Raw genomic sequence first — 15250 nt, forward strand, 5'->3', positions numbered from 1 at the left:
CGAACCCTATTTCTGACAGGCGGCATTGATAGGTATACATCCAGGTATGGAGTCTACTGTTTGAGAAGAAGTTGTTTTTAGCTTGTATAAGGAAAAGCACCAGGCGCCTGGCGGCCTGATGCTGAAAGGTGGGTAATCAGCAGCAGGCAGACAAGGCAACCGGGCAGTTTCCACTCAAACGGAAAACACCACAGCTGGATATTCGACTTCGCGGTTCGTCGTCCATCAATTGCTTTGCACCTCACTGTAAGTTAAAAAAGTGTCTACTAGGTATAGACGAGCTAGCTATAATTATCCTGATTCTTCACGTCAACCTTTTAATTAAAATAGTTTAAACAGGTATATTGATTGTTGTTAAAAAGATCCAGGCACCAAGTAAAGCAAAGATGGCAGAAGATACATATTTGATTTTCTGGACAGCTAGCCAGTGAGCGAAGCGCTGACCTAGCCAAAGTGCCGGAGTTGTCACTAACAAAATACCCAGGGTTGCACCGAATACCACTGGCCAGTAGGTATCAAAGGCACCTGCCAAGCTAATGACTGCCACCTGGGTTTTGTCGGCCATCTCCAGGACAAAAAAGCTGACTGCGGCAACCAGAAAAAGCGCACGCCCCGTCATCACTAGCTTGCCTTCTTCATCATCTTTTTCAGGAAAAAGCATCCAGATGGCCATGGCAAAGAATACCAGACTGAGAATCCAGCCTTGATAGTGGGCTGGAATCCAGGTGAACAGCCAAACACCAACCAAGGCTGAAATCGCTTGATTGAGCATCAAGCCTAGGGTCATTCCCCAGAAGATAGGCCAGGGACGCTGATAGCGAATACCGAAAAGCAAAGCAAGAAACAGTGAGCGATCACCAATTTCAGCGATACCAACAGTGAGGGTTGAGGTGAAAAAGGCTTCCATCAAGAAAATCTCCGGGGCCGGGCGGTTGAACGTAGAACCGTGATGCTGAATTTTCTCCGCCCGACCAAAGGCCGCCTGATGATTCAAGCAGAAAATTCGCATCACAGGTCTCGTCAAGCCGGGTGTTTACCCTTGCCGCCTGTACCATGACCTTGAGGGTCAAGAATGTTGATACAGGCCACTGCCCTAGCAGGCAGTGCGACTACTCCCCTGAGAAGTGGAGGAATTTAAGCAGATTCATTCAGTGGATGCAAGTGTTCAAATCTAAGCCTGAAAAGTGGTGGTGTGCCTCTACCTACAGGTCCTCACCTAGCTGCAGGGGTGGCAGTGGACAGTCCAAAGTGACGCCAAGAACACGGAAGAGTTCAGCTTGAGCCAGGGTGATGCGACCATCACCACTGATGGCGCTAGCCAGGGCCTTGAGTACTTGAGGTTTGTGTACTGGGCGTAGCTGGTTGATTTGTGCCAGGAGTTCATCCAGGCGTTTTAGGCTAACCTGATCGCGTGCTAGTAGTTGCAAATCAGGAGCCTGGAGTTCCCGGCTGGCTGCAGCAAAACTGGCCTGGGCGGCCAATTCTTTTTCAGCGGGGCTTAAGTGAGCCAAGGAGCTATCCTGCTGGCCGACCCAGATAACCAGTGATAGCAGTTCTGCCAGAGGTTTTAACAGCTGCGGCAGCTTGCGATCCTGGCGCTCCTTGCGATCATCCAGGCTGTGGCGGATCAATCGGGACAGGCTCCATTCAAACAGGCTAAGGCGCTGATCGGCTCGAATCAACAGCGTCATACAGCGATAGAAGCGGTCTTTTTGGTCAGGTGTCAGATATTTAAGAGCTGGCAAGCTGAGTTCAGCCAAGGGCAGGCGCTGTTCATCCGTCAGGGTGGGCAAAAATTCCTGCAGCTCTTTAAGAGCATGCAGGGTTTCTGGTGCTGCTTCCTGGTTCAGTGCTGCTAGCTGCTGCTCACGGATTTCAGGATCACGACTAAGCAATAAAGCATAGATGACTGCGCGTGCCGTCCAGGGTTCGTGAGTGGCTTCCAGCAGTCGGGAATCCAGCTGTTCCAGGGTACGCCTGGCTTGATCCAGATGACATTGCTGGGGTTGACCCATGGCTTCAATGGAAGCTTGAGCGGCAGCAGCAAAAGCCAGAGGGCGCGCTAGCTGTTCCTTGGGTGAAGCCTCTGCTTCCTGTTGCTGTTTCGGCTGAGGCGAAGCGGCTGAGGTCTTGGGAAGGGGGCCAGCATTCAGTCGTTGAATGCGCTCATCCAAGGGGGGGTGGGTGGCAAGGAGACCACTGATTGATGAGCCCAGAGCATTACTGAAAAACAGGTGGCTGAATTCCTCGGAATGGCCTGATTCCAGTTTAGATTGCTGACTGCTGCGGCGAATTTTGTCCAGTGCCCCGGCAATGCCCTGAGGGTTACGGGTAAATTGCACGGCGGAGGCGTCGGCCAGGAATTCGCGTTGGCGGCTGACCGCTGCTTTGATGAGCTTGCCGAAAAAGATACCGATATAGCCGACCACCAGTAAAAGAATGCCCAGGATGACAATAACTGCGGTTGCCCGGCCATCGCGGGAGGTACGCCGAAAACGTGCAGCACTCATACTATGCAATAGCACCCGCCCGCCCAGACCGATAATCAGGATGCCGTGCAGCAGGGCAACCAGACGCAGGTTCAGGCGCATGTCACCATTAAAAATATGCGAGAACTCATGGGCAATTACGCCCTGAAGCTCATCCCGGTTAAGTTGTTGAACAGCACCACGGGTGATGCCGATGACGGCATCCTGCGGTGAATAGCCCGCTGCAAAGGCATTGATGGCCTTGTCTTCGAGTAGATAAACCGGCGGAACGGGAGAACCTGAGGCCAGAGCCATTTCTTCCACCAGGTTGAGTAGGCGTCTTTCTTCAGGGTCGCGGGTATCTGGAGGCAGGCGACGACCGCCCAGGGCCTCGGCGACCACCTCGCCACCAGCATTCAGCTGGAGCTGCTTGAAAAAGCTGCTTAGTAGCACCAGCAAAAGGACGCTGAGACTGACACTAGCAAGAATTTTCCAGTCGCCAGCCTGGGGTTCACTGGTTAGCCAGGGAATTTTTCCTTCGTTCAGAAAGATCAGCAGTACCAGTGAGGTGATACTGATGAGCGCCAAAACGGCGACCAGAAAGAGGCCAATCAAGAGTCCCGTGCGCTTGCGGGCCCGGTCCTGGTGCTCAAAAAAATTCATCCCCTGACTCCTTGACTAGGCTACTTAAAAAGAAACTTTGGGTGCCGCTTGAATCTGCTCGGAATCAGCAAATTCCAGCAGGCTGGCATCACTGGCATGTCCTAGCATCCCGGCTACAACCACTGCAGGAAAGCTTTGGCGAGCGGTGTTGTATTCCATAACTGCATCATTGAAAGCCTGACGGGCAAAGGCAACGCGATTTTCAGTGCTGGTCAGCTCTTCTGAAAGCTGCTGCATATTTTGGGAAGCTTTGAGGTCTGGGTAGGCCTCCATCAGCATATTAAAACGACCCAAGGCACCGCCCAGAGCACTTTCGCCTTGAGAAAGTTGCTGAATGGCAGCGGCATTGCCGGGATCACCTGCAGCTTTTTGTAGGCCAGCAGATGCCTGGTTACGAGCTTGAATGACGGCTTCCAGGGTGTCCCGCTCATGGCTCATATAGCCTTTGGCGGTTTCCACTAGATTAGGGATAAGGTCATAGCGGCGTTTGAGTTGTACTTCAATTTGCGCAAACGCATTTTTAAAACGGTTTTTGAGTTTAACCAGACGGTTGTAGGTTGCTATCAGTAGAAACGCAACGAGTAACAGCAGGCCAAGAATAATGATCCAGGTGTAGTCCATGAGATTCTGCCTTCTAGGGTTGGTGTCCAAGTATCTAGGTTAGCTGAGCGGGGCCTAATTAAAAAGCCCCGGCTTCCTAAGAAACCGGGGCTTGATCGGGCCGCTAAGGGCCGGGAAAGGTCAGCTGACCGGCATTACATCATGCCGCCCATGCCTCCCATTCCGCCCATACCACCCATGTCGCCCATGCCACCGCCAGATTTCTCTTCGGGGTGTTCGGCAACCATACATTCAGTGGTGATCATCAGACCGCCAACAGAAGCAGCAGACTGCAGGGCTGTACGGGTTACCTTGGCTGGGTCCAGAACACCCATTTCTACCAAGTCGCCATACTCGCCAGTCTGGGCGTTGTAACCAAAGTTACCTGTACCTTCTTTAACCTTGGCAACGATAACTGAAGCTTCTTCGCCAGCGTTGGTAACGATCTGACGCAGTGGTGCTTCCATTGCACGCAGGGCCAGGGCAATACCGTGGTTCTGATCTTCGTTGTCACCGGTCACCTTCAGGTCATTCAGGACACGGATCAGGGCAGTACCGCCACCGGCAACGACGCCTTCTTCAACCGCTGCGCGAGTCGAGTGAAGAGCGTCTTCAACACGAGCCTTCTTCTCTTTCATTTCCACTTCGGTCGCAGCACCGACGCGAATAACGGCAACGCCGCCAGCCAGTTTGGCCAGACGCTCTTGCAGTTTTTCACGATCGTAATCGGATGAAGTATCTTCCATCTGGGCACGGATCTGCTTAACGCGACCTTCGATGTCAGACTGGCTGCCGGAACCATCAATAATGGTGGTGGATTCTTTGGTCAGAACCGCACGCTTGGCAGTACCCAGGTGCTCAATAGTGGTGTTTTCCAGAGTCAGGCCAACTTCTTCGGAAATCACGGTGCCATTAGTCAGGATAGCGATATCCTGGAGCATGGCTTTACGGCGATCACCAAAGCCAGGCGCTTTGGCCGCAGCAACCTTAACGATACCGCGCATGGAGTTAACGACCAGGGTCGCCATGGCTTCGCCTTCGATATCTTCAGCGATGATCAGCAGTGGCTTGCTGGCCTTGGCAGTCGCTTCCAGAACAGGCAGGAGTTCACGGATGTTGGAGACTTTTTTGTCAATCAACAGGATGTAGGGGTCTTCCAGTTCGGCCGACATGTTGTCCTGGTTGGTGACAAAGTAAGGAGAGATGTAGCCACGGTCGAACTGCATGCCTTCAACAACTTCCAGCTCGTCCTCAAAACCACGACCTTCATCAACAGTGATAACACCTTCTTTACCGACTTTTTCCATGGCTTCGGCAATGATTTCACCGATGCGGCTGTCACCGTTAGCAGAAATGGTGCCAACCTGGGCGATGGATTTGGTGTCGGTACAAGGCTTGGCCAGCTTCTTAATTTCTTCAACGGCTGCAACCACTGCTTTGTCGATACCACGCTTCAGGTCCATGGGGTTCATGCCCGCAGTCACACCCTTGAAGCCTTCGTTGACAATCGACTGGGCCAGAACGGTTGCGGTGGTAGTGCCATCACCAGCAACGTCAGAAGTCTTGGAAGCTACTTCCTTAACCATCTGCGCGCCCATGTTTTCAAACTTGTCTTGCAGTTCGATTTCCTTGGCAACGGAAACACCATCTTTAGTGACGGTAGGAGCGCCGAAGGATTTTTCCAGAACGACATTACGACCTTTGGGGCCGAGGGTGGTTTTTACTGCATCAGCCAGGATGTTGACACCGGCGACCATGCGTTTACGAGCGTCATCACCGAAACGTACGTCTTTAGCTGCCATTTTCGCTTCCTATATTAATCAATTCGTTGGTTGGTCTTAAAAAAACTTCCGGAAAGCAGTGCTTAGCCTTCCAGAACACCAAAGATTTCGCTTTCGTTCAGAATCAGCAGTTCTTCGCCGTCAATTTTGACTGTACTGCCGGCATAGCTGCCAAAAATTACCTTGTCGCCTGCTTTAACAGACAGAGGACGAACTTCGCCATCTACAAAGCGGCCTTCACCAACAGCAATCACTTCACCTTGTGAAGGTTTTTCCTGGGCACTGCCGGGCAGAACGATGCCGCCGGGTGTAGTGGTTTCTTCTTCCATTCGACGAACGACAACGCGATCGTGCAGAGGGCGGATTTTCATTGCTGAATATCTCCTGGTAGTTCAACAGTAATGGGGCTTAGCCCCTTGTGCGTTTACAGGTCTTGCCTGTATCCCGTGATGCTTAATGGGGGTGAGTAAGGATTTTTCAAGGGCGCTTATCATCTTTTCTTTGATATTCGCCTTCCAGCACCTTGCCTTCGGAAAGGGTCTCATCCTTTTCGGCACTCGGGTCGTCAGGCTTTCCCCGGTAAGAAGTTTCTCGATAGTGGAAACTGGTGGTGCGCTGGCGCTTTTTCAAGGGGGTAATCAAAATTTTTCTGGTGAAAGGCAGCAAAAGTAGAACACCTAGAAAGTCAGAGATAAAACCGGGAATAAACAAGAGGACCCCAGCAAGCCCAACTGCCGCTGTTTCCAGTAGAGGTATTAAAGGTTCTTTGCCTTCGTTCAAATGGTTGCGTAACGTCAGAGCCAAGCGACGCCATTCCAACTGAACCAGCAGCAAGCCTAAAGCGGCAGTAGCAATAATTAGCAGGAGGGTGTTGAGAGCTCCGGCTTCCTGTCCGACTTGGATCATTAACCAAATTTCAGCAAGTGGCCAGACAAGAAATAAAAAAATGAGGGGCATAGGGATACCTTGAAAAAGTTAGGACCTGGGTAACAGGTTTCACAGAATAACAATGGTGATGCTTGTTGGCGACTTCAAGGTGTTTTCCTTCTGCCTGTGACTCTTAAGTCAAATTTTTTGTTCAGGTTTTGCATAATTCATTTCGCAAGTGCGAGATGATGAGTTATATTGCAAGATAGCAGGAATAAACCCTGTGTGTCACTGTTCGGCCCCTTCCGCCAATATAAAGATAACAAGAGGGCTGGCGTTCATTTTTAAGTTCGAGGTGAAGCATGCAAGTAAAAGATTCTGTTGTGGTCGTTACTGGTGGTGGTCAAGGCCTGGGTCGTGCTATGGCTGTTGATCTGGCTGCTCAGGGCGCAAAATTGGCGCTGCTGGACCTGAATGAAGAAAAGCTTCAGGAAACTGTTGAGTTGGTTCGTGAAGCGGGTAGTGAGGCTCATTACTACTTGGTTAATGTTGCCGATGAAGAAGCGGTCGTCAGTACTTTTGAACAGATCGTAAAGGATTTTGGTGCCCTGGATGTATTGGTTAATAATGCAGGTATTACTCGTGATGGCCTTTTGGTTAAAGCCAAGAATGGTGAAGTCACCGGTAAAATGCCCTTGAGCAGCTGGCAGCAGGTTATGGATGTTAACCTAACCGGTGTTTTCCTATGTGGTCGTGAGGCGGCTGCCCAGATGATTAAGCTGGGTAACAAGGGTGTACTGATCAATATTTCCTCTATTTCCCGCGCAGGTAACATGGGCCAAACCAACTATGCGGCCGCTAAGGCGGGTGTGGTTGCCATGACTGTGACCTGGTCTAAAGAGTTGTCTCGCTACGGTATTCGTACCGGTGCAGTAGCTCCAGGCTTTGTAGCAACGGATATGGTTGCAGCCATGCCGCAGGAAGTGCTGGATAAAATTACTTCTGGTATTCCTTTGAAGCGTTTGGGCCAGCCAGAAGAAATTGCTCACACCGTTCGCTATATCATTGAAAATGACTACTTCTCAGGAAGTGTTGTTGAGTGTAATGGTGCTCTGCGCATCTGAGTAGCCTTTGCGCTAAGCAATAAAGCCCGCCTTCTGGATGGAAGGCGGGCTTTTTTATGTTTTTTATCAATAGGTTTTGCTAAAAGCTGATTAGCGGCTCTAACTCTCTTAAAGTGGCAGGCCCTATACCGCTGACTTTTTGTAGGTCAGCCAGGCTGCTGAAATCACCCTGGCTGGTACGCATCTCTATGATGGCAGCTGCCCTTGCTGGGCCTATACCCGGAAGGCTCACCAACTGTTCAGCTGATGCCTGGTTGATATCGAGCTTTTGGCTGGCGGCAACTACCTTTTGCTGTTCCTCAGCTGAGTTGGCCAAGACAGGGCTGGATATCAAGGTCAGAGCGGTTAGAAGAGTAAGTGATAGGTAAAAAAATCGTGCTTTTATTCCTTGCATGGGGATTTCCTCTTGATAGGGTCATCTGTGTCAAGGTCAGCATTGACTGACGGGTTTATCTTCTATTTAGGTCTAGAGTTGAACAAGTCATCAAGCTGAACGGCTAGCTTTTGGTTGATGACGCGCAAATTTGTAAAGCTTGTTATAATTTTCACTGCAAAAATTCACATCTTGGAGACCTTTGTGACCCCAATTATTGTTGCTCTGGACGTACCTTCAGAAGCCCAGGCGCTGGCCTTGGCCGATCAGCTTGATCCTCAGTTATGTCGTGTCAAAGTTGGTAAAGAGCTTTTTACTCGCTGCGGGCCCGCGATACTCAAGCAATTGCATCAGCGTGATTTTGAAGTTTTTCTTGATCTCAAATTTCATGATATTCCCAATACTTGTGCCCAAGCTGTTCTAGCTGCAGCGGACCAAGGTGTTTGGATGGTGAATGTTCATGCCAGTGGTGGTTTGAAAATGATGCAAACGGCCAAGGAGCTGCTGGTTAAGAGCAACTTGCAAACCCATTTGATTGCGGTCACAGTTCTAACCAGTATGAATGCGGAAGAGCTGGCTGCTCTGGGTGTTGAGCGTTCACTTGAGGATCAGGTGTTGGCCTTGGCACAAATGACGCATGAAGCTGGTCTGGATGGAGTGGTTTGTTCTGCGCGTGAAGCTGAGCTTTTGGAGCGTGAGCTGGGCCGGGCTTTTCTTAAAGTAACTCCGGGAATTCGTTTGCCAGACAGTGATCTGGGTGACCAACAGCGAGTCATGACTCCAGAAAAGGCGATGTGCTCAGGGAGTACGCATTTGGTTATTGGGCGTCCTATTACGCGGGCGGATAACCCAGGTCAGGTATTGCAGGAAATTACTCGCCTTCTACCCCAATAATGGGTTTGATGCTGCCCCATTCGCGGCATTTGGGGCATTGCCAGTAGAGTTGTACGCTCTGAAAACCGCAGCTGGTGCATTGGTGCTCAGGTTTATGTTCAAGCAGTTGGCGGGTGAGGGTGCGTAGGGTAACCAGGTGTGCTCTTTCCTCGCCACTGGCTTGGTCCATATAGAGATCTATCAGATAGTCGACACCCTTGAGTGAAACCTGGTGGCGCATATAGTGACTGACTTTTTCAAGTGCTTCCTGATGTCTTCCCAGGCTTCTCAGGGTTTGCGCCAGATGTAAGAGGATGGATGTATAGCTGTGCTCAACCAGCAGTTTTTCCAGGTTTTTGGCGAGTTCTTCAGGCTGGTCCAGCAGTAAGTGAGCATCAACCAGGGTTTGCAGTATAGCAGGTAGGTAGTTGGCGTCCTGATTGGGAATGCGAAGTAAAAGTCGAATCGCAGATTTGGCGCTGCCGCTTTGTAATTCCAATTGGGCCATAAGCAGAGTGGCCCGAATGCAGGCGGCATCAAATGCCTGAGCCTGTTTGAGTTGTTTACGAGCCGCAGCAAACTGATTTTTGGCTAAGAGTTCACTGGCCAGCTCACAGGCATAATGAGCGGCTGCTTTTTGCAAGCGGGGGTGGTCTTTAAGCAGGCTGGATGACAGGGTGTGTATTGCTTTTTGCCATTCCTTTTCCCGTTCATAAAGATCAACCAGCAGAACCTGGCTGTTTTGACCTGTCTCGCTGTTGTTTTCGGTGAGCTCCAACAATAGTCGCTCGGCACGGTCAAGTAAGCCTGCGGACATAAAGTCTCTGGCCAGTTCGAGCTGAACCCGGGCTGATTGTTCTTTAGTCAGGCTGGGCCGCGCAAAAAGATTCTGATGAACACGGACGGCTCTATCGGACTCTCCCCGAGAGCGAAAGAGATTACCTAAGGCAATATGGGTTTCTATGGTATCTGAATTGACTTCCAGGGCGCGGACAAAGGTGTCTATGGCTTCGTCAGGCTGCTCATTGAGTAGATAGTTCAAGCCAACAAAATAGTCGCGGCTTAGTTCAGGAGTTGCTCCGGGTGGTGGGGTGCGGCGGTATTTTTCACGACGGCCAAGCCACCAGCCAGTGGCTAGAGCTAGTACCAAAATGACAAGTAGTAAGAAATCCGTCAGCATCCTGTGAACCCTTTAGCAGACATGGCTATTCAGGAGATTTAAGGCTAAGGGTGCGCAGTTGATGGAGCTCTTTTTGTTGTTGTTTCAGCTGGCGTTCCAGCTGGAGGTTACGTGCTTTGCAGCTGGTTAGCCAGGGCAAGAGAAGAAGTAATCCAAACAGGGCTCCGCAAATCAAGCTGAGGATAAGCCAGAGTGCCAAGCTGTTTTCAGGGAGCTGGACGAAGATTAGGTCCAGAGGTACTTGGGCCTGATTACGCAGGGTAAACCAGATTCCCAGTAGCAGGAGAGTAAGAACCAGTATGAAAGTAAAAATGGACTTGATTAATCGCATAAAAACCTCAAGGTGCTGTTGATATCACCCTGGAGAAATAAATTAAGTTCCGGCCCTCTTTAATGGCTATTAATCAAATCGGGCTGCGGCATTAACCTGGTCGCGTAGTTCTTTACCGGGTTTAAAGTGAGGGACATACTTGCCATCTAAATGAACGCTATCACCTGTCTTGGGGTTGCGACCTTGGCGAGGCTCACGATAATGCAGCGAAAAGCTTCCAAAGCCGCGGACTTCAACCCTGCCGCCAGTAGCGAGTTTTTCAGTAATCTGGTCAAGCAGAAGCTTCACTGCTGACTCTACCTGTTTAATACTTAGTTCAGGTTTGCGCATTGCCAGCTGTTCGATTAGTTCAGATTTGGTCATGCCTTTTCTCCATGCCAGGGGGTTGCGGCCAGGCTGGTTATTTTTCTTCGACCTTGCAAGCATAGTGGTGTTTTTCTCAATACACAATAAGTTGCTTGCAAACAATCGCTTAGCTTTTGGTAGTGGGGGTGGGAAATGACTGCTTGGTTTGTACCTTTTTTGGGCTTAGACTGGCGCTCTATCTTTGGCCGTAAATGCACGAGAAAATGATGACAAGCGAACAAGCTAGCGCGCAATCCCCCGAACGCAAGCGCCTCTACTGGCACAGTCGCCGTGGCATGTGGGAGCTGGATCTATTGCTGATTCCCTTCCTGGAAAATAGTTATGACCAACTGGACTCCAAGTTGCAGGAAGACTATCGCCGTTTGATTACTTTGGAAGATCAGGATTTGTTTACCTGGCTAATGAGAAGGGAACCTGCTGCAGACTCAAGTTTGCAGCAGATTGTTGACCAGATTATCGACTATGCAGAAAAAGGCGATCTCAGTCAGTTTAAGGGTCTCTAAGCTGGGTAGGGGCTGCTGGTTACTTGTGGCTGTTTTGTTCTCCATTGCCCTGTTTTTGCAGCCTTGGAGCTTTCTAACCTGGGGGCTCTTGCCGATTATGCTGGGCTTTTTGCTGCGCTGGCAGAATGATTTTGGCAGTAAGCGTCCGGTCAGTTTGGACTGGGAAGCGGGTCGTCTTTGGATGACCACACGCCAGGGCGAATTGCTTGAGGTGAGCTTGCCAGCTCTTTGGACGAGCTATTGCTGGCTGGCTTTTCAGGTTAAGGGGCGTCCTTGGGGCCTTAAAAGCTGGTTGTTGTGGCCGGACATGCTAAGTGCAGCCGACCGTCAACAGTTGCGTGTTTTGGTTAGAAGCTTCAGTCAGGTTACCAGCGGGCCGGTGTAAGCAGCGTATCTCTGGCTTCGGCTGCCGGCTCAGGATAGTCTAGTGTGTAGTGAAGTCCCCGGCTTTCCTTGCGTAGTTGAGCAGACTGAATAATTAACTCGGCCACTGTTGCCAGATTGCGTAATTCCAAAAGATCGCCACTGATGCGGTAATTGGAATAGTAATCGTGAATTTCAGTTTGCAGCAACTTGATTCGGTGACTGGCTCTTTCCAGACGCTTGTCCGTTCGCACGATACCCACGTAGTCCCACATAAAACGCCTGATTTCATCCCAATTGTGGCTGATCACTACATCCTCGTCTGAATCTGTCACCTGACTTTCATCCCAGGCCGGTGGAGTGGGTAGTTGGCTTCTCTGAAGTTTGCGATTCAGCAGCTGCGTGGCGGCAAGTCGGCCATAGACCACGCACTCTAACAGTGAGTTGCTGGCCATGCGATTGGCTCCATGTAATCCGGTAAAGGCACACTCTCCAATGGCAAAAAGGCCTGGGATGTCGGTTTCACCCCATTCATTGGTGACTACACCGCCGCAGGTGTAATGCGCAGCAGGAACTACTGGTAGGGGTTCACGGGTAATATCAATACCAAATTCAAGACAGCGTTGGTAAATGGTTGGGAAGTGGCTCTTGATAAAATCAGCAGGTTGATGACTGATATCCAGATACACATGATCCAGCCCCAGGCGTTTCATTTCGTGGTCTATGGCGCGTGCGACGATATCCCTGGGAGCCAGCTCCTGGCGCTGGTCGAAGCGTTGCATAAAAGGTTGGCCGTCAGGCAGCAATAAGCGGGCGCCTTCACCTCTCAGGGCTTCACTGATCAAAAAGGTTTTGGCTTTGGGGTGGTAAAGACAGGTGGGGTGAAATTGGTTGAATTCCATGTTGGCCACCCGACAGCCCGCACGCCAGGCCATGGCAATACCATCACCTGAGCTGCCATCCGGATTGGAGGTGTAAAGGTAAACCTTGCTGGCGCCACCCGTTGCCAGAATGACTGCCGGGGCAGAAAAGGGTCGAACCTGTCCCAGTTGGTTGTCCAGTGCATAAACACCCACACAGGCTTGTTCAGCCAAGCCCAGTTTATGACGGGTGATCAGGTCGACAGCTAAGTGGTTTTCAAAAACTTCAATATTGGCATTTTCACGTATGCGGGCAGTCAGGCAATCAATAATAGCTCTGCCGGTCGCATCATCAGCATGCAGAATACGTCTGTGGCTATGTCCGCCCTCACGTGTTAAGTGATAAGGCTGTTTTGAGGCTTCTTCTGGGTCAACTTCAGGGCTTGATGGTGTAAAGGGTACGCCCTGGTTGATTAGCCACTCAATAGCCTGCTGGCTTTCACCCACCACCCGTTCAACAGTGTCTTGGTGGCAGAGGCCGGCACCGGCTATCAGGGTATCTTGGACGTGGGCGTCCTGAGTATCTTCAGGGTCAACAACGGCCGCTATGCCGCCTTGAGCCCAACGGGTAGAGCCCTGGCCCAGCTCACTTTTACTCAGCAGGGCAACCCTATAGTCCCTGGCTAAATGGAGGGCGGCTGTCATACCAGCTGCACCGCTGCCAAGTAGGACAACATCAAATTCACGGGTCGGTAGCATCTTGGGGCTCCTGAATGGAAAAAGCCTGTTATTATACAGCAGCTTCCTGACTTCTTGAGCAGGCGTTAGCATGCTAAGGTATAAGCATTTTTATCTGGCTGGCAAGCCCCTGGTTCTTGAAAAGAAATAGATTTACAGGTTCCCGGCAGGGCAGGGAGGGCTTGCTGGCAATTATTCTGGAGTTCCTGATGACAAGCGCAAGGGAAACTGATCAGCGATTAGTTGAACGTGTTCAGAAAGGCGACAAGCGTGCCTTTGACCTTTTGGTCAAAAAGTATCAGCACAAAATTATTGCTCTGGTAGGGCGCTATATTCAGGATCAGCATGAAATGCAGGATGTGGCTCAGGAGGCTTTTATCAAAGCTTATCGGGCCTTGGGAAACTTTCGTGCAGAGAGTGCTTTTTATACCTGGATGTATCGCATTGCGATCAATACAGCAAAAAACCATCTGGTATCCAGGGGCAGGCGACCCCCGGGTACGGATGTGGATATTGATGAAGCCGAAATTTATTCAGTCACACCCCAGATGAAGGATTCGGATACGCCCGAAGCCAACTTGATGCGTGATGAGTTGGAGGAGCGTATCTTTGCGACCATTCGTCAGCTGCCGGATGATTTGAAGACGGCAATCAGTCTGCGCGAGTTTGATGGTATGAGCTATGAAGAAATTGCTGAGGTGATGCAATGCCCTGTAGGCACCGTGCGCTCTCGGATTTTTCGGGCCCGTGAAGCCATCGATAAGGCGATCGAAAGTTTAGTCACCTAATTAGTTGTACCGGATTTATGCGTTAAATATCCAAGAGTTATATTTTTGGCTCTTCACGAAAAACATTAAAAAAAAGTCGTGTTTTTTGGGATTTTGACAAAACCAAATCCAGAGCTGAATGTCTAGATTGAAGGCTCATCTTCTGTATTTTTATGATCAAGAGGTAACTTGGCATGACAGAAAGACTTCACCAGTCCCTATCATCTATCATGGATGCCGCTGGTGACGATTTGGAATTACCGCGACTGCTGAATAGCATGCAGGAATCACCTGAGCTGGGACAGCAGTTGGGTGAAAAATGGCGGCGTTACCATCTCGCCCAGGCAATTCTTCAAGGGGATTTGAGAGGGACAGAACAAATCCAGGCCGCTCAGGTAGATATTTCAGACAGCGTTATGCAACAACTGGATCTTGAAATGGATGCCTCAGCACCCCAGGCAACAGAAAATCTTGAAGAAACCCTCACCGAAGTGGCTGCCTTTGCCCAGGCGGCGAATGACCAGCCTGCTGATTCTAAACCTTTAAAACAGCGTAATGACCGCTACCAATGGTTCCGTGGCAGTGCGCTTGCTGCTTCCGTTGCCTTGCTGGTGATTACCGGTGTCCAGGTCTACAATGCTAGTCGCGATGTTGTGCAGCCAGGTGGCGTTAATACTCTGGCAACTCAGCAAGGTGACAGTCAGCAACAGCGCCAGGCAGCGCAAAGTGTCAGTGCTGCAGCTGATGATTTCCGAGGTCCGCTGCTGCAAGCATCTTCATCTCCCAGCTCGCCTTTTAGTCCACATGCCTTTACGGGCCGTTCGCTGGTGAGCTATGGAACAGGTGTGCAGCCCTTACAGTCGCGCCAGGAAAGAACAGAGCAAAACTTTTCTCCCGCTGAAAGGCAGCCACTTACTGTTCAACCCGCTGCATCCCGCTGACTTTGTTCAGGTAGACACAGATGACAGCTGTAATCCAGGAAGCGCGGGTGGTTGCCAAAAAGGCTGACCGGGTCTGGGTTCAAGCCTGTATTGAGCAGGGTTGCTCTTCCTGCCATCTGTCCAGCTCCTGTGGTCAGGGCCTGCTGGCGCGCTGGTTCTCACGACCGCCCCCTCTCTTGCAGTTAGATGCTCCCAATCTGGTCTTGGAAGTAGGTGACCGGGTTGAATTGGGGGTGGATGCCTCCATTTTAAATCGTGCCGCCTGGTTGCAGTTTGCTTTGCCGCTGATGACTTTGCTGTTGGCCAGTATTTTTGCGGAATTTCTCGGCGTTACCAGTGTCTTTATGCAACTGGTGGTTGCCATCCTCGGTTTGGCGGTGGGTTTGCTGGGTGCACGCAAGTTTGCTGGCCAAGCAACCAAACCTGAGTTATTGAGAAAAGTAACGACTTAG

General features: G+C 50.6%; 18 protein-coding genes and 1 riboswitch. Of the genes, 7 read left to right on the forward strand and 11 right to left on the reverse strand.

Features of this window, described 5'->3' with window-relative positions:
• Positions 1-331: 331 nt before the first annotated feature.
• The 6 genes from BM185_RS05705 to BM185_RS05730 all read right to left on the reverse strand — a co-directional run bounded on the left by BM185_RS05705 (position 332) and on the right by BM185_RS05730 (position 6469).
• Positions 332-1009: a TMEM165/GDT1 family protein gene (locus tag BM185_RS05705; protein ID WP_218149398.1), complete on the reverse strand. Its 678-nt coding sequence runs from the start codon at positions 1007-1009 to the stop codon at positions 332-334.
• Positions 974-1130, reverse strand: a riboswitch (yybP-ykoY riboswitch). It overlaps the preceding gene by 36 nt.
• Positions 1131-1202: 72 nt before the next feature.
• A complete protein-coding gene (locus BM185_RS05710; RefSeq protein WP_091960596.1) occupies positions 1203-3131 on the reverse strand; it encodes a M48 family metallopeptidase in 1929 nt (642 codons plus the stop codon).
• A gap of 24 nt (positions 3132-3155) precedes the next feature.
• Entirely contained in the window at positions 3156-3752 is a 597-nt protein-coding gene (locus BM185_RS05715) for a LemA family protein (protein WP_091960599.1), read from the reverse strand.
• A gap of 134 nt (positions 3753-3886) precedes the next feature.
• Positions 3887-5533 carry a chaperonin GroEL gene (gene groL, locus BM185_RS05720; protein WP_091960602.1) on the reverse strand — a complete coding sequence of 549 codons (1647 nt, stop codon included), beginning with the start codon at positions 5531-5533 and terminating at the stop codon, positions 3887-3889.
• 62 nt (positions 5534-5595) lie between these two features.
• On the reverse strand, positions 5596-5883 hold the full coding sequence (locus BM185_RS05725) for a co-chaperone GroES (RefSeq protein WP_091960605.1): 288 nt from the start codon (positions 5881-5883) through the stop codon (positions 5596-5598).
• Between the two features lie 106 nt (positions 5884-5989).
• Complete coding sequence (locus BM185_RS05730; protein ID WP_091960607.1) at positions 5990-6469, reverse strand: FxsA family protein; 480 nt, start codon at positions 6467-6469, stop codon at positions 5990-5992.
• A gap of 272 nt (positions 6470-6741) precedes the next feature.
• Between BM185_RS05730 and BM185_RS05735 the strand changes: the two genes are divergently transcribed.
• Complete coding sequence (locus BM185_RS05735) at positions 6742-7503, forward strand: SDR family oxidoreductase (protein ID WP_091960610.1); 762 nt, start codon at positions 6742-6744, stop codon at positions 7501-7503.
• A gap of 79 nt (positions 7504-7582) precedes the next feature.
• Here BM185_RS05735 and BM185_RS05740 read toward each other — a convergent pair whose 3' ends face one another.
• Complete coding sequence (locus tag BM185_RS05740) at positions 7583-7897, reverse strand: ComEA family DNA-binding protein (protein WP_091960612.1); 315 nt, start codon at positions 7895-7897, stop codon at positions 7583-7585.
• A 183-nt stretch (positions 7898-8080) separates the two neighbouring features.
• Here BM185_RS05740 and pyrF point away from each other — a divergent pair, with 183 nt between their 5' ends.
• The gene (gene pyrF / locus BM185_RS05745) at positions 8081-8770 is read left to right on the forward strand and encodes an orotidine-5'-phosphate decarboxylase (RefSeq protein WP_245751703.1); all 690 of its coding nucleotides are present in this window, start codon (positions 8081-8083) and stop codon (positions 8768-8770) included.
• Here the strand turns inward: pyrF and lapB are convergent.
• The 3 genes from lapB to ihfB all read right to left on the reverse strand — a co-directional run bounded on the left by lapB (position 8748) and on the right by ihfB (position 10623).
• Positions 8748-9929 (reverse strand): lipopolysaccharide assembly protein LapB, encoded by a 1182-nt coding sequence (gene lapB, locus BM185_RS05750; protein ID WP_245751704.1) that lies wholly within the window; start codon positions 9927-9929, stop codon positions 8748-8750. The genes pyrF and lapB overlap by 23 nt on opposite strands.
• Before the next feature lie 25 nt (positions 9930-9954).
• On the reverse strand, positions 9955-10260 hold the full coding sequence (locus BM185_RS05755) for a lipopolysaccharide assembly protein LapA domain-containing protein (RefSeq protein WP_091960617.1): 306 nt from the start codon (positions 10258-10260) through the stop codon (positions 9955-9957).
• 69 nt (positions 10261-10329) lie between these two features.
• On the reverse strand, positions 10330-10623 hold the full coding sequence (gene ihfB / locus BM185_RS05760; RefSeq protein ID WP_091960620.1) for an integration host factor subunit beta: 294 nt from the start codon (positions 10621-10623) through the stop codon (positions 10330-10332).
• Between the two features lie 206 nt (positions 10624-10829).
• Between ihfB and BM185_RS05765 the strand changes: the two genes are divergently transcribed.
• Together BM185_RS05765 and BM185_RS05770 are read left to right on the forward strand one after the other, a co-directional pair.
• A complete protein-coding gene (locus tag BM185_RS05765; protein WP_245751705.1) occupies positions 10830-11129 on the forward strand; it encodes an FAD assembly factor SdhE in 300 nt (99 codons plus the stop codon).
• Positions 11130-11154: 25 nt separating this feature from the next.
• Positions 11155-11514 carry a hypothetical protein gene (locus BM185_RS05770; protein WP_091960623.1) on the forward strand — a complete coding sequence of 120 codons (360 nt, stop codon included), beginning with the start codon at positions 11155-11157 and terminating at the stop codon, positions 11512-11514.
• Here BM185_RS05770 and nadB read toward each other — a convergent pair.
• Positions 11495-13111, reverse strand: a complete 1617-nt coding sequence (nadB, locus tag BM185_RS05775; RefSeq protein WP_091960625.1) for an L-aspartate oxidase — start codon at positions 13109-13111, stop codon at positions 11495-11497. The two genes, BM185_RS05770 and nadB, sit on opposite strands and share 20 nt — an antisense overlap.
• Before the next feature lie 188 nt (positions 13112-13299).
• Here nadB and rpoE point away from each other — a divergent pair, with 188 nt between their 5' ends.
• The 3 genes from rpoE to BM185_RS05790 all read left to right on the forward strand — a co-directional run bounded on the left by rpoE (position 13300) and on the right by BM185_RS05790 (position 15250).
• Positions 13300-13878, forward strand: a complete 579-nt coding sequence (gene rpoE / locus BM185_RS05780) for an RNA polymerase sigma factor RpoE (protein WP_091960628.1) — start codon at positions 13300-13302, stop codon at positions 13876-13878.
• 173 nt (positions 13879-14051) lie between these two features.
• On the forward strand, positions 14052-14798 hold the full coding sequence (locus BM185_RS05785; protein WP_091960631.1) for a sigma-E factor negative regulatory protein: 747 nt from the start codon (positions 14052-14054) through the stop codon (positions 14796-14798).
• A 20-nt stretch (positions 14799-14818) separates the two neighbouring features.
• Entirely contained in the window at positions 14819-15250 is a 432-nt protein-coding gene (locus BM185_RS05790) for a SoxR reducing system RseC family protein (protein WP_091960634.1), read from the forward strand.

It is taken from the genome of Marinospirillum celere (assembly GCF_900112235.1).
Classification (GTDB): Bacteria; Pseudomonadota; Gammaproteobacteria; order Pseudomonadales; family Halomonadaceae; genus Marinospirillum; species Marinospirillum celere.

Excerpts from the sequence above, each read along its gene's own strand:
- BM185_RS05705 (WP_218149398.1), bottom strand. The coding sequence starts at position 1,009 with ATGCGAATTTTCTGCTTGAATCATCAGGCGGCCTTTGGTCGGGCGGAG.
- BM185_RS05710 (WP_091960596.1), bottom strand. The coding sequence starts at position 3,131 with ATGAATTTTTTTGAGCACCAGGACCGGGCCCGCAAGCGCACGGGACTC.
- BM185_RS05715 (WP_091960599.1), bottom strand. The coding sequence starts at position 3,752 with ATGGACTACACCTGGATCATTATTCTTGGCCTGCTGTTACTCGTTGCG.
- groL (WP_091960602.1), bottom strand. The coding sequence starts at position 5,533 with ATGGCAGCTAAAGACGTACGTTTCGGTGATGACGCTCGTAAACGCATG.
- BM185_RS05725 (WP_091960605.1), bottom strand. The coding sequence starts at position 5,883 with ATGAAAATCCGCCCTCTGCACGATCGCGTTGTCGTTCGTCGAATGGAA.
- BM185_RS05730 (WP_091960607.1), bottom strand. The coding sequence starts at position 6,469 with ATGCCCCTCATTTTTTTATTTCTTGTCTGGCCACTTGCTGAAATTTGG.
- BM185_RS05735 (WP_091960610.1), top strand. The coding sequence starts at position 6,742 with ATGCAAGTAAAAGATTCTGTTGTGGTCGTTACTGGTGGTGGTCAAGGC.
- BM185_RS05740 (WP_091960612.1), bottom strand. The coding sequence starts at position 7,897 with ATGCAAGGAATAAAAGCACGATTTTTTTACCTATCACTTACTCTTCTA.
- lapB (WP_245751704.1), bottom strand. The coding sequence starts at position 9,929 with ATGCTGACGGATTTCTTACTACTTGTCATTTTGGTACTAGCTCTAGCC.
- BM185_RS05755 (WP_091960617.1), bottom strand. The coding sequence starts at position 10,260 with ATGCGATTAATCAAGTCCATTTTTACTTTCATACTGGTTCTTACTCTC.
- ihfB (WP_091960620.1), bottom strand. The coding sequence starts at position 10,623 with ATGACCAAATCTGAACTAATCGAACAGCTGGCAATGCGCAAACCTGAA.
- BM185_RS05765 (WP_245751705.1), top strand. The coding sequence starts at position 10,830 with ATGATGACAAGCGAACAAGCTAGCGCGCAATCCCCCGAACGCAAGCGC.
- nadB (WP_091960625.1), bottom strand. The coding sequence starts at position 13,111 with ATGCTACCGACCCGTGAATTTGATGTTGTCCTACTTGGCAGCGGTGCA.
- rpoE (WP_091960628.1), top strand. The coding sequence starts at position 13,300 with ATGACAAGCGCAAGGGAAACTGATCAGCGATTAGTTGAACGTGTTCAG.
- BM185_RS05785 (WP_091960631.1), top strand. The coding sequence starts at position 14,052 with ATGACAGAAAGACTTCACCAGTCCCTATCATCTATCATGGATGCCGCT.
- BM185_RS05790 (WP_091960634.1), top strand. The coding sequence starts at position 14,819 with ATGACAGCTGTAATCCAGGAAGCGCGGGTGGTTGCCAAAAAGGCTGAC.